This is a genomic window from Kitasatospora sp. NPDC101801, from assembly GCF_044766665.1.
GTDB lineage: Bacteria > Actinomycetota > Actinomycetes > Streptomycetales > Streptomycetaceae > Kitasatospora.
The window spans coordinates 225,232-236,912 of sequence record NZ_JBIWML010000002.1; the positions used below are offsets into that span (position 1 = coordinate 225,232).

Annotated in this window: 8 protein-coding genes, 3 tRNA genes and 1 pseudogene; 5 read left to right on the forward strand and 7 right to left on the reverse strand. The window is 72.7% G+C overall.

What is annotated here, in order from left to right; all coding sequences use genetic code 11:
• The first annotated feature begins 152 nt into the window (after positions 1-152).
• Positions 153-1,613, forward strand: coding sequence for an LCP family protein (locus ACIRPK_RS05275; protein WP_403033279.1), 1,461 nt, complete (start codon positions 153-155; stop codon positions 1,611-1,613).
• Positions 1,614-1,632: 19 nt separating this feature from the next.
• Here ACIRPK_RS05275 and ACIRPK_RS05280 read toward each other — a convergent pair whose 3' ends face one another.
• Both ACIRPK_RS05280 and ACIRPK_RS05285 read right to left on the reverse strand, forming a co-directional pair.
• Entirely contained in the window at positions 1,633-2,514 is an 882-nt protein-coding gene (locus tag ACIRPK_RS05280) for a 1-aminocyclopropane-1-carboxylate deaminase/D-cysteine desulfhydrase (RefSeq protein ID WP_403033281.1), read from the reverse strand.
• 217 nt (positions 2,515-2,731) lie between these two features.
• Positions 2,732-2,805: transfer RNA gene (locus tag ACIRPK_RS05285), tRNA-Ile, on the reverse strand.
• A gap of 223 nt (positions 2,806-3,028) precedes the next feature.
• Between ACIRPK_RS05285 and ACIRPK_RS05290 the strand changes: the two genes are divergently transcribed.
• Both ACIRPK_RS05290 and ACIRPK_RS05295 read left to right on the forward strand, forming a co-directional pair.
• Positions 3,029-3,892, forward strand: coding sequence for a trypsin-like serine peptidase (locus ACIRPK_RS05290; RefSeq protein WP_403033284.1), 864 nt, complete (start codon positions 3,029-3,031; stop codon positions 3,890-3,892).
• A 71-nt stretch (positions 3,893-3,963) separates the two neighbouring features.
• Positions 3,964-4,722 carry a trypsin-like serine peptidase gene (locus tag ACIRPK_RS05295; RefSeq protein WP_403033286.1) on the forward strand — a complete coding sequence of 253 codons (759 nt, stop codon included), beginning with the start codon at positions 3,964-3,966 and terminating at the stop codon, positions 4,720-4,722.
• A gap of 85 nt (positions 4,723-4,807) precedes the next feature.
• Here ACIRPK_RS05295 and ACIRPK_RS05300 read toward each other — a convergent pair.
• Both ACIRPK_RS05300 and ACIRPK_RS05305 read right to left on the reverse strand, forming a co-directional pair.
• Positions 4,808-4,880, reverse strand: a tRNA-Asn gene (locus ACIRPK_RS05300).
• A gap of 34 nt (positions 4,881-4,914) precedes the next feature.
• Positions 4,915-4,987 (reverse strand) — tRNA-Asn (locus ACIRPK_RS05305).
• A gap of 314 nt (positions 4,988-5,301) precedes the next feature.
• Between ACIRPK_RS05305 and ACIRPK_RS05310 the strand changes: the two genes are divergently transcribed.
• Together ACIRPK_RS05310 and ACIRPK_RS05315 are read left to right on the forward strand one after the other, a co-directional pair.
• Positions 5,302-5,595, forward strand: a complete 294-nt coding sequence (locus tag ACIRPK_RS05310; RefSeq protein ID WP_403033289.1) for a hypothetical protein — start codon at positions 5,302-5,304, stop codon at positions 5,593-5,595.
• 90 nt (positions 5,596-5,685) lie between these two features.
• Complete coding sequence (locus ACIRPK_RS05315; RefSeq protein WP_403033291.1) at positions 5,686-7,122, forward strand: FGGY family carbohydrate kinase; 1,437 nt, start codon at positions 5,686-5,688, stop codon at positions 7,120-7,122.
• Between the two features lie 2 nt (positions 7,123-7,124).
• Here ACIRPK_RS05315 and ACIRPK_RS05320 read toward each other — a convergent pair.
• From ACIRPK_RS05320 to ACIRPK_RS05330, 3 genes and pseudogenes are all read right to left on the reverse strand, one after another.
• Positions 7,125-8,033: pseudogene (locus ACIRPK_RS05320) on the reverse strand (RNA polymerase sigma factor); the annotation flags it as partial.
• A 449-nt stretch (positions 8,034-8,482) separates the two neighbouring features.
• On the reverse strand, positions 8,483-10,384 hold the full coding sequence (gene dnaG, locus ACIRPK_RS05325; protein WP_403033293.1) for a DNA primase: 1,902 nt from the start codon (positions 10,382-10,384) through the stop codon (positions 8,483-8,485).
• Positions 10,385-10,393: 9 nt separating this feature from the next.
• On the reverse strand, positions 10,394-11,671 hold the full coding sequence (locus ACIRPK_RS05330) for a deoxyguanosinetriphosphate triphosphohydrolase (protein WP_403033295.1): 1,278 nt from the start codon (positions 11,669-11,671) through the stop codon (positions 10,394-10,396).
• Positions 11,672-11,681 lie beyond the last annotated feature (10 nt).

Below are 11,681 nucleotides of genomic sequence, written 5' to 3' on the forward strand. Positions count from 1 at the left end.
CGATGGGACTCGTACAGACCTTCCGGGTTAGATTGCGCATTCGTGTAACCGACCGCCCGTGCCGAACCGTCCTGGAGGTGAGGGCCCCGTTCCGGGCCCCGCACCCGACGGCTTCCCGCCGAGCGGCCGCAGCAGAGAGTGCCTGAGACCCCATGAGCGACCCGAAGATCCGGCCTGCCTCCCGCCGCAAACGGCTGGCCAAGTTCGCCGGCGCGACGGCGGCCGTCCTGGTGCTGGCCACCGCGGGCACCGGCGCCTGGTACTACCACCGCCTCGACGGCAACCTGACCACCTTCGACGCGGGCGGCATCGCCACCAGCCGCCCACCGGCCCCCACCCCCACCAAGGTGGGCGGCGGACTGCCGGTCAACGTCCTGCTGCTCGGCTCGGACACCCGCAACGACGGCAACGGCGACCTCGGCGGCGGGGACGAGGGCGTCGGGCACTCCGACACCGCGATCCTGCTGCACGTCTACGGTGACCGGCGGCACGCGGTCGCGGTCTCGATACCCCGGGACACCCTGGTCACCATCCCGCCCTGCAAGCAGGCCGACGGTAAGTGGACCACCGCGCGCGGCAACCAGATGTTCAACTCCGCCTTCACCATCGGCGGCTCCGAGCAGGGCAACCCCGCCTGCTCGCAGAACACCGTCGAGGCCCTCACCGGCCTGCGGATCGACCACACCATCGTGGTCGACTTCAAGGGCTTCGCGGCGATGACCGAGGCGGTCAAGGGCGTCGACGTCTGCGTGCCGAACGCCGTCGACTCCTACGGCATACACCTGGAGCAGGGCCGGCAGACCCTGGCCGGGCAGCTCGCCCTGGACTACGTCCGGGCCAGGCACGGCTTCGGCGACGGCTCCGACATCGGCCGGATCAAGCGCCAGCAGGCCTTCCTCTCCTCCCTCATCAAGAAGGTGCAGGACCAGGGCTTCAACCTGACCACGCTGCTCCCGCTGGCCGACGCCGCGAGCAGGTCGCTCACCGTCGACCCCGGTCTCGGCACTCCGATGAAGCTGGTCGACTTCGCCCAGTCGCTCCAGGACATCAAGCTCTCCGACATCGAGTTCGTCACCGTCCCCTGGCGCTACCAGGGCGACCGGGTCGCCCTGGTCCACCCGGACGTCGACCAGCTCTGGAACCTGCTCCGGCAGGACCGCACGCTGGACGGCCAGTCCACCGGCCTGGTCACCGCGGCACCGTCGGAGATTCCCTCGATCCCCGCCGTCACCACCCCCGTGGTGCTGCTGAACGCCACCAGGACCCCCGACCTGGCCGCCCGGACCGCCGAGACCCTCAAGGCCCAGGGCTACACCGCCGTCACCGTCGGCCCCACCCCCACCAGCACCCGGAAGACCACGCTGATCGCCTACCCGCCGGCCCTGATCGACGCGGCCGAGGCGCTGGCCCGGCACTTCCCCACCGCCGCGCTGCAGCCCGACCGGACGGCCGACGGCCTCACCGTCACCCTCGGCCGCGACCTGTCCCCCAGCACCCCGGGCGACACCCCGACCACGGCCCCGACCCCCTCGGGCACCGGCGTCCCCACCGGTATCACCGACAACACCCGTACCGCCGACTCCGACCTCTGCTCCAACCTGACGTTCGGTTAGACCGACCGGGCCACCACGCTCAGACCGGGTCGGGCAGACCGGTGACCACCACCGTGACGCGGGTGCCCGGGGGCAGTTGGCCGGTGACGGCGGCGTGCAGGACGGCGTGCAGGGTCTTGGCGACGTAGCGGCGCTCCAGCGGGAGGCCGTGGCGTCGCTCGAACTCGTCGGCGAAGGCGGTGAGTTCGGGGGTGAGGCGGCCGTAGCCGCCGGCGTGGTGGGTGTGGGCGATCCGCCAGTTGTCGAACTCGCGGGCGTAGGTGGCCCGGTGGAGGGCGGTGACCTCGCGTTCCAGGTACCCCTCACCGCGCAGGACGGCCACGCCCAGGGCGCGGGCGCCGGGCGGCAGCCCGGCGGCCAGACCGGCCAGGGTGCCGCCGGTGCCGACCGGGCAGGCGAGCAGGTCGCGCGGCCCGAGGTCGGGGATCTCGGCGGGGACGGTCGCGGCCCCTTGGACGGCGAGCGGGTTGGAGCCGCCCTCGGGGAGGACCAGCCAGCCGGGCGCCGGTGGCCGACGGTCGGTCAGCAGGGCGCGGTAGTCGGCCCGGGCGACGAAACGCAGCTCCATCCCGCACTCCTCGGCCGCCCGTAGCGACCAGTTGCGCGGGGCGTCGGCCAGCTCGTCACCGCGCACCACCCCGATGCTCGGCAGCCCGAGCGCCTGCGCGGCCGCCGCCACCGCCCGCAGGTGCGTGGAGTACGCCCCGCCGTAGGTGAGCAGCCCCCGGGCGCCGGTCTCCCGCGCGTACGCCAGGTTGGGCGCGAGCTTGCGCCACTTGTTGCCCGGGACGGTCGGGTGCGCCAGGTCGTCCCGCTTCAGCCGGAGCTCCACCCCGGCCCGCGCGAAGTCGGGGTCGTCGAGTACCTGGAGCGGCGTCGGCAGGTCGGCGGGCAGGAGCACCGGCCCAGCGTACCCAGCGCCCGCCGAGCAGGTGCCGACGGTGGTCATCGGGTGGCCGGAGCCTCCCAGGTGCGGTCCGACAGCTCACGCGGGCACTGCCACTGTCCCCTAACGGGGTGAACTTCTTGGCGGCGCCCTTGGATGTCCGAAGGGATGCTCTAGAGTTCTGGCAGGTAAGGGCGAGGTAAAGGCTGGACCGCTGCACAGCTGAATTGGGTGGGGCGGGTGGGACTCGAACCCACGACCAAGGGATTATGAGTCCCCTGCTCTAACCGGCTGAGCTACCGCCCCGGTTCGCCGTGCCTTCGGCCGCGAAGGGCCGGAGCAGCAGCAGACGGCCCATCAGGGCCGTCCTCCGCAGCATAGCCGGTCGGTCCGTCATGGTGCTCGCCGGGGGCGCATCCGAGCAGCCGGGCCGTGCGCTCCCCGTCCGGGTGAGCTGCGGTGGGCACCGGCCCGGGGGCCGCCGAAGACTGGAGGCCGGTGGATCCGGTCCCGACGGGCGGTGGTGACGGTGCGCGGCAGATGGGCAGCCGGTGTGCTGGTGCTGGGGCTGGCGGTGGGCTGCGGTTCGTCGGCGGGCCCGGCCCCGGCGGGTACGCCGAGCAGCAGCCCGAGCCTCCCAACCGGTACCGGTACCGGCCCGAGCAGCGGGGCCGCCGCCGCGCACGGCTGGGACAGGGACCGGATCAAGTCCGCCATCGCCAAGCACGCGGGCACCACCAGGACCGCCAAGCCCACCCCGCTGAACGCCCTGGTCGGCGCGGTGTTCACGCACAACTCGGACGGCGACCACTTCTGCACCGCCAGCGTGGTCGACAGCGCCGGGCAGAACCTGATCGTGACGGCGGCGCACTGCGTCTACGACCCGCTGGTGGGCCAGCGCAGCGACCTGGTCTTCGTCCCCGGTTACCGGGACGGGGAGACGCCCAACGGGGTGTGGCCGCTGGCCTCGATCACGGTCGACCGGAGCTGGGCGGACGACGGCGACCAGGACATGGACGTGGCCTTCGCGATCGTCCAGCCGCAGAACGGGCAGCAGGTGCAGCAGGTGCTCGGCGCCAACCGGCTGGGCGTCGACAAGGGGTACCAGCTGGCGGTGAAGGTGACGGGCTACCCCAGCAGTGGCGAGGTGCCGATCACCTGCGGCAACCTGACCGTCGAGCAGAGCCCGACCCAGCTGCGGATCGACTGCCCGGACTACACCGGCGGCACCAGCGGCAGCCCCTGGGTGACCGACTTCGACCCGACCACGAAGACCGGCACGGTGGTCGGCGTGATCGGCGGCTACCAGCAGGGCGGGGACACCCCCGACACCTCGTACAGCAGCTACTTCGGCGACCGGGTGCAGGCGCTGTACGACCGGGCGACGGGGTAGGGCTGGCCTTCCGGCGGCCCGGGCTGGTAGATCTTGCCGAAAGGCACTCCCGGCAGCTGAGGACGGACCGCATGACACCCGCACGGCGGCACCGCACGGCCCTCGGACTGCTCCTCGCGCTGCCGCTGGCGCTGGCGGGCTGTGCGCAGCAGCCGGCCGCCACGTCCGCCGCGGACGACACCGCCCCGTCGGCCGGCACCGCCCCGCCGAGCCCGGCCGGGGACCGGATCGGCACGCTGTTCATCGGCAGCGAGCACGGCGCCCGGGCCTGTACCGCCAGCGTGGTGGACAGCCCCCGGCGGAATCTGCTGGTGACCGCCGCGCACTGCGTGGAGCCCCCGCTGTTCGGGCGGCTGGGCCGGTTGGTGTTCGCCCCGGGCTATCGCAACGGGAAGCTCCCGTACGGGAGTTGGCAGGTCGACCAGGTGGTGGTCGACCCGGCCTGGACCGACTCGGCGGATCCGGAGTACGACGTGGCGTTCCTCACCGTGGCCCCGGTCGGCGGGCGGGAGATCGCGGACGTGCTGGGCGGGTTCCGGCTCGGGACGGGCCTGGGCTTCGGCCTGCCGGTGTCGGTCACCGGCTACCCGAACGAGTCCGAGGAGCCGATCACCTGCAGCAACCGGACGGCCGAGCAGAGCGCCACCCAGGAGCGGTTCGACTGCCACGGCTACACCAACGGCACCAGCGGCAGCCCCTGGCTGACCGAGGCCGGCGAGGTGGTCGGCGTGATCGGCGGCTACCAGGAGGGCGGGGACACCGACCGGACCTCGTACAGCATCACCTTCGACCACCGGGTGAGCGAGCTCTACCGGCGGGCCACCGGCTGACCCCGGCGGGGCCGGGAAACACGAAGGCCCTTCGGCGATCCGAAGGGCCTTCGCTCTACGCAACTCACCTCAACTGCCGGTGAAGCTCCCCCAATTGGACTCGAACCAATAACCTGCCGATTAACAGTCGGCTGCTCTGCCAATTGAGCTATGGGGGAATGCAGGTGTCGGACGGGCCTGGACCCTTCCGCGCTCCCGCAATTGGACTCGAACCAATAACCTGCCGATTAACAGTCGGCTGCTCTGCCAATTGAGCTATGCGGGACCGAGCTTGCGTCCTGACCCGGATCGGTGATCCGGACTTCGGCGCTCGCTGCGGGTCATACATTAGCGCACTCAGGGGGGTGGTCCGCCAATCGCTTTCGCCGGGGCCGTCCGGGAGTGACCGAGGCCACGACCCGTCGCGGCTCCCACGGCGCGCCGGGCGGGCGCCCCGGGCGCCTGGCGGGGATGCTGGAGCCTGGCGACGGACCCGGGTGCCTGGGGCCCGCCTGCCGCCGGGCGGTTCGCCGCCGGGCCGGACGGGTAGGGCAAGCAGGGCAACGCGGCAGGGTCCGCAAGGAAGGGTGGAGACCGAGCATGTGGAAGCTGACGTTCGTCGTGGGGGTCGGGGTCGGTTACGTCCTGGGCGCCAAGGCAGGCCGCAAGCGCTACGAGCAGATCGCCGGCGCGGCCCGGCAGGTGGCGCAGAACCCCAAGGTGCAGGACGTGGCCGGCAAGGCCAGGCAGCAGGCCGGCGTGGTCGCCGGGAAGGCGGCCGGAGCGGTCGCGGGCAAGGTCGGCGACCGGCTGCCGAACGCGCTCACCGACCGGGTCCCGTACTTCAGCGCCCGGGGCGCCGAGGACGACAGCTGGGGTACGTACCGTCCGTAGCGCCGGGAAGGACGGGGTTCGGGGCACCGGGTGGGCAACACTTCGCCCGGTCGGCTCCGTCCGGGCGCCGAGCTGAGGCATGATCTCGACATGGCCATCGTCGCGGGCATCGACAGCTCCACCACTCGCACCCGGATCGTCGCGTGCGACGCCGAGACCGGCGCCGTGCTGCGGGACGGCCGGGCGCCGCACCCGACGCCCGAGGGCGGTGATCCCCGAGCCACCGAGACCGACCCCCAGCTCTGGCTGCACTCGCTCGGCGAGGCGGCCACCGGCGGCCTGCTGGAGGGCGTCCGGGCGATCGGGGTCTCCGCCCAGCAGCACGGGCTGATCGGGCTGGACGCGGGCGGGGTGCTGGTCCGCCCGGCGCTGCTGTGGAACGACCCGAGGTCGGCCGGGGCCGCCGCGCAGCTGATCGACGCGCTGGGCGGCCCCGAGCCGTGGGTCCGGGCGATCGGCTCGGTGCCCGCCCCGACCTACACGGTGGCCAAGCTGCGCTGGCTGGCCGAGTTCGAGCCGGTCTCGGCCAAGCGGATCGCCGAGGTGCTGCTGCCGCACGACTGGCTGGTCTGGCAGCTGCTCGGCCACCCCAAGCGCCGCACCACCGACCGGGGCGACGCCTCCGGCACCGGGTACTGGTCGCCGCTCACCGGCGAGTACCGGCAGGACCTGATCGAGCTGGCCCTCGGGCACCAGCTCCAGGTGCCGGACGTGCTCGGCCCGGCCGAGCCCGCCGGGCACACCCCCGAGGGCCTGCTGATCTCGGCCGGCACCGGCGACAACATGGCCGCCGCGCTCGGCCTCGGGCTCGGCCCCGGCGACGCGGTGGTCTCGCTCGGCGGCAACGGCACCGTCTTCGCGGTGCACGACCAGGCCGTGGTGGACGTCACCGGCGCGATCTCCTCGTTCGCCGACGCCACCGGCCGCCACCTGCCGATGGTCGGCACCCTGAACGCCGCCCAGGTGCTCCGCTCGATGGCCGGCCTGCTCGGCACCGACCTGGCCGGGCTGAGCGAGCTGGCCATGCAGTCCTCCCCCGGCGCGTACGGGCTGGTGCTGCTGCCCTACCTGGACGGCGAGCGGACGCCCCGGCTTCCGCACGCCGCGGGCACCCTGACCGGCCTGCGGGCCGAGTCGATGACGCCGCCGCACCTGGCCAGGGCGGCCGTGGAGGGCATGCTCTGCAACGTCGCGGACGCGCTGGACGTGCTGCGCGACAACGGCGTGACGGTCCGTCGGATCTTCCTGCTCGGCGCGGTCGGACGGCTCCCGGCCGTGCGCGAGGCCGCACCGCTGATCTTCGGCGTGCCCGTGGTGATACCGCCGGCCGGCGACCACGCCGCCCGGGGCGCCGCCCGGCAGGCCGCCTGGGCCTTGGCCGGGACCGCCGAACCGCCGCACTGGGAGCTGCCGGAGGCGGTCACCCTGGTCGCCGAGCGCGACAGCGACCTGGCGGTCGGCAGCTCGGTCCGCCAGCAGTACCGGACGGTCCGGGACCAGGTGCACCCGGAGCTGGCCGACGACTGACGTCAGTCGAGGTAGGCCCGCAGCTGGTCGGTGAACGAGTGCGCGCGCAGCCGGCTCAGGGTCTTGGCCTCGATCTGCCGGATGCGCTCGCGGGTGACGCCGAACAGGTGGCCGATCTCCTCCAGCGTGCGCGGGTGTCCGTCGTCCAACCCGTAACGGAGCTGGACGACTTGACGCTCGCGCTCGCCGAGGGTGGCCAGCACCGCGTCCAGGTGTTCGCGGAGCAGCAGGAAGGCGGCCGTCTCCACCGGTGAGGCGGCGTCGGCGTCCTCGATCAGGTCGCCGAGCGCGACCTCGTCCTCCTCGCCGACCGGGGTGTGCAGCGAGACCGGCTCCTGGGCCAGCCTGAGCACCTCCAGCACCCTGGTCTCCGACAGCTCCAGCACCGCACCGACCTCGGCCGGGCTGGGCTCGGCGCCGCGCTCCTGCAGCAGCGTCCGCTGCACCCGGATCACCCGGTTGATCAGCTCCACCACGTGCACCGGGACCCGGATCGTCCGGGCCTGGTCCGCCAGCGCCCGGCTCATCGCCTGCCGGATCCACCAGGTGGCGTAGGTGGAGAACTTGTAGCCGCGCGCGTAGTCGAACTTCTCCACCGCCCGGATCAGCCCGAGGTTGCCCTCCTGCACCAGGTCGAGCAGGGTCAGGCCGCGGCCGACGTACCGCTTGGCCACCGAGACCACCAGGCGGAGGTTGGCCTCGATCAGGCGGCGTTTGGCCCGCCGCCCGAGCTGCACCAGGTGCTCCAACTCTCTTCGCAGCGGGTCGTCCTGACCGACTCGGGCGAGCTTCTGCTCGGCGAACAGGCCGGCCTCGATCTGCCGGGCCAGCTCCACCTCCTCGACGGCGGTGAGCAGGCGGATCCGGCCGATCTCGCGCAGGTACTGGCGGAGCAGGTCGGCCGCGGGGCCGGCCGACTCCGGCTCCACCACGGCCAGTTGTGCAGCGGAAAGGTCCACGGGGGCATCCCTCTCTCGGCCGACGCGCGGCTCGTGGGGGAAACCGCGCCACACCAAGGGGGTACCCGGGTGAACAGGTGATCAGCCATCAACCGTCGGGACTGCACCTTTGGCAGACAATCGCGCAGCTACGGCCAGGCGCTCGGGCAGCTACGGTCCAGGGGCTCGGGGCTGCGCTCTAGACAGGCGCTCCAGGTCTACGGTCCAGGGGCTCGGGGAACTGCGAGGAGGTCTGGCGTTCGGGTCACTGCGAAAGTGCCTGAGCACCTACGCGACGATCACCTTGCAAGGGCCGGCGTCGCAGTTCCCCGAGCCCCTGGCGGTGCACCACGTGCGCCCGCGCGGGGGAGCCGCACACCAGCACAGCCCCGAGCCCCTGACCGTAGATCCGGAGCGGCTGCCTAGAGGCCGGCGGAGCCGAGGGTGCGGAGGGACTGGGTGTACTGCTGGAGGGCCCAGAGTTCGCCCTGGACGGCGGTGAGTTGTTCGGGGGTGCCGCGGTTGCCCAGGCGTTGGAGCTGGGCGCGGACCTCGGCGACCCGGCGGTCCACCGCCTGGAGCCGGAGCTTGACCAGGAACTCGCCCGCGTAGATGACGTCGGGGGCCCGCCGGGTGCGGATCGGCTCGACGGTCAACTCGGTGACCAGGGAACGGACCTGGTCGTCGGGGCAGGCGTCCCGGACCGTCGTGGTGAAGTCCGGCAGGGTGGCCCCGTACGCGGCGCCACCGGCCTGTCGGACGGCCCGGCGGACGGCGGTGTACGGCGGGGTGGGGAACTCCTCGTCGCCGTAGTTGTCGAAGGCGGGGCTGACCAGGTCGGGGTGCTGGAGGGCGAGCTTGAGCAGCTCGCGTTCGACGAACTGGGCCGGGTCCTTGGGGTCCAGACGGAACAGCGGGCGGACCGTCGCGGTGGGCTCGGGCGGGCCGGGGCGGCGGAGCTGCTGCCGCTGCTGCGGCGGGTTGTCGCGCTGCCAGCGGGCCAGCTGGGAGATCCGGCGGACCACGAACTGCTCGTCCAGGATGCCCAGCAGACCGGCCAGTTGGACGGCGTACTCGTGCTGGATCGAACGGTCCTTGATCTTGGTGATGATCTTCGAGCCCTCCTCCAGCGCCGCCGCCCGGCCCTCGGCGGTGTCCACCCGGTGGCGTTCGACGGCCGAGCGGAGGGCGAACTCGAAGAGCGGGACCGGGTTCTCGATCAGCTCGCGGACGGCGTCGTCCCCCTTGGCGAGCCGGAGCTCGCACGGGTCCATCCCGCCCGGGGTGATCGCGATCGAGGTGCGGGCGGCGAACTTCTGGTCGTCCTCGAAGGCCCGCAGGGCGGCCTTCTGCCCGGCGGCGTCCCCGTCGAAGGTGAAGACCGTCTCGCCGCGGTACTGGGAGGTGTCCATCAGCAGCCGACGGATGATCTTGATGTGGTCCTCGCCGAAGGAGGTGCCACAGGTGGCCACCGCGCTGGTGACGCCCGCCAGGTGACAGGCCATCACGTCGGTGTAGCCCTCGACCACCACCGCCCGGCCGGACTTGGCGATCTCCTTCTTCGCCAGGTCGAGGCCGTACAGCACGTTGGACTTCTTGTAGATCGGGGTCTCGGGGGTGTTCAGGTACTTCGGCCCGTTGTCGTCCTCGCGCAGCCGGCGGGCGCCGAAGCCGATCACCTCGCCGGTGGTGTCCCGGATCGGCCAGACCAGCCGGCCCCGGAAGCGGTCGATCAGGCCGCCGCGCTGGCCCTGCGAGGCCAGGCCGCCGGCCAGGATCTCCTTGTCCGAGAAGCCCTTGCCGCGCAGGTAGCGGACCAGGTGCTCCCAGCCGACCGGGGCGTAGCCGACCCCGAAGTGCTTGGCCGCCTCGGCGTCGAAGCCGCGCTCGGCCAGGAAGGTGCGGCCGATCTCGGCCTCGGCGGTCTCCAGCTGCTCCTGGTACCAGGCCGCGGCGATCTTGTGCGCCTCGACCAGCCTGGTCCGCTCGCCCTTCTGGTGCCGGGGCGAGTAACCGCCCTCCTCGTACCGCAGGGTGATGCCCGCCTGGGCGGCCATCCGCTCGACGGCCTCGGCGAAGGAGAAGTGCTCGATCTTCATCAGGAAGGTGATCGAGTCGCCGCTCTCGCCGCAGCCGAAGCAGTGGAAGACGCCCTTGCTCGGGTGCACGTAGAACGAGGCGGACTTCTCGTCGTGGAACGGGCAGACGCCCTTGAGCTGGACCCCGCCCCCGTTGGTCAGTTGGACGTAGTCGTTGACGACAGCGTCGATCGGCAGTGCGTTACGCACCGCTTGTACGTCTTCATCCCTGATCCGCCCGGCCACCTCGGAAGTCTACGGCCCCGGGGGGACAAGGCGGCCGTGCAGGGCGAGCGCGGAGGCGTCGGTGAGGGTGGCGATCTGGTCGATCACCGCGCGCAGCGCGCCCCGGTCGTCCTCCGCCTCCTCGTACAGCGCGGCGAACACCGGGTCCAGCCCGTACGGCGCCGTCCGGGCCAGGGTGTCGGCCAGCTCGGCGATCACGATCCGCTGCCGGGACCTGAGCTGGGCCTGCTCGTCGCGCTGCATCACGTACCGGACGGCGACCGCCTTGAGCACCGCGCACTCGATCCGCACCCCGGCCGGGACCACCAGCTCGGCGGCGTAGCGGGTGAGCGGGCCCGGGCCGTAGCGGGCCCGGGTGGCCTGCTCGGCGGCCAGACAGAACCGGCCGATCAGCTTGCTGGTGAGATCCTTCAGCCCGGCCCTGGCGCGGGCCGAGCCGTCGTACGTCCGGGGCCACCACTCCTCGGCCTGGAGCCGGTCGAGCGCGGCGCCGAACTCCTCGGGCTCGGCCTCGGCGTACCGCTCGGCGATCTTGAACAGTTCGGCCCGCTCCTCGGCGGAGCGCAGCGCGGCCAGGTCGAGGTGGCCGGCCTGGATGCCGTCCTCGACGTCGTGGGTGGAGTACGCCACGTCGTCGGACCAGTCCATCACGGTGGCCTCGAAGCACTTCCGGTCGGCGGGCGCGCCCGTCCGCAGCCAGCGGAACACCGGCAGGTCGTCGCCGTAGACCCCGTACTTGGTGGAGCCCGGGTCGGTCGGGTGCGCGCCACGTGGCCACGGGTACTTGGTGGCGGCGTCCAGCGCGGCCCGGGTGAGGTTGAGGCCGACGCTGCGGCCGGGCCAGGGGGCCAGCCGGGCGGGCTCCTCGTCCAGCGGGGCGAACCGCTTGGGCTCCAGGCGGGTCAGGATGCGCAGCGACTGGGCGTTGCCCTCGAAGCCGCCGCAGGACTCGGCGGCCTGGTCGAGCGCCTCCTCGCCGGTGTGGCCGAACGGCGGGTGCCCGATGTCGTGGGCCAGGCAGCCGGCCTCCACCAGGTCGGGGTCGCAGCCCAGGGCCGCGCCCAACTCCCGCCCCACCTGGGCGCATTCGAGCGAGTGGGTGAGTCTGGTCCGGGGGAAGTCACTGCGCATCGGGGCGACCACCTGGGTGGTGCCGGCCAGTCGGCGGAGCGCGGCGGAGTGCAGCACGCGGGCGCGGTCACGCTGGAACGCCGTCCGGCCGGGCCGCTTGTCGGGCTCGGGCACCCAGCGGGCTTCGGCGGCGGGGTCGTACGTGGTGTCGTTCATATACCAGCAC

What these genes read in the sequence shown, in the direction of transcription:
- ACIRPK_RS05310 (WP_403033289.1), top strand. Translation starts at nt 5,302, where the DNA reads ATGTGGAAGCTGACGTTCGTCGTGGGGGTCGGGGTCGGTTACGTCCTG.
- ACIRPK_RS05330 (WP_403033295.1), bottom strand. Translation starts at nt 11,671, where the DNA reads ATGAACGACACCACGTACGACCCCGCCGCCGAAGCCCGCTGGGTGCCC.
- ACIRPK_RS05295 (WP_403033286.1), top strand. Translation starts at nt 3,964, where the DNA reads ATGACACCCGCACGGCGGCACCGCACGGCCCTCGGACTGCTCCTCGCG.
- ACIRPK_RS05275 (WP_403033279.1), top strand. Translation starts at nt 153, where the DNA reads ATGAGCGACCCGAAGATCCGGCCTGCCTCCCGCCGCAAACGGCTGGCC.
- ACIRPK_RS05315 (WP_403033291.1), top strand. Translation starts at nt 5,686, where the DNA reads ATGGCCATCGTCGCGGGCATCGACAGCTCCACCACTCGCACCCGGATC.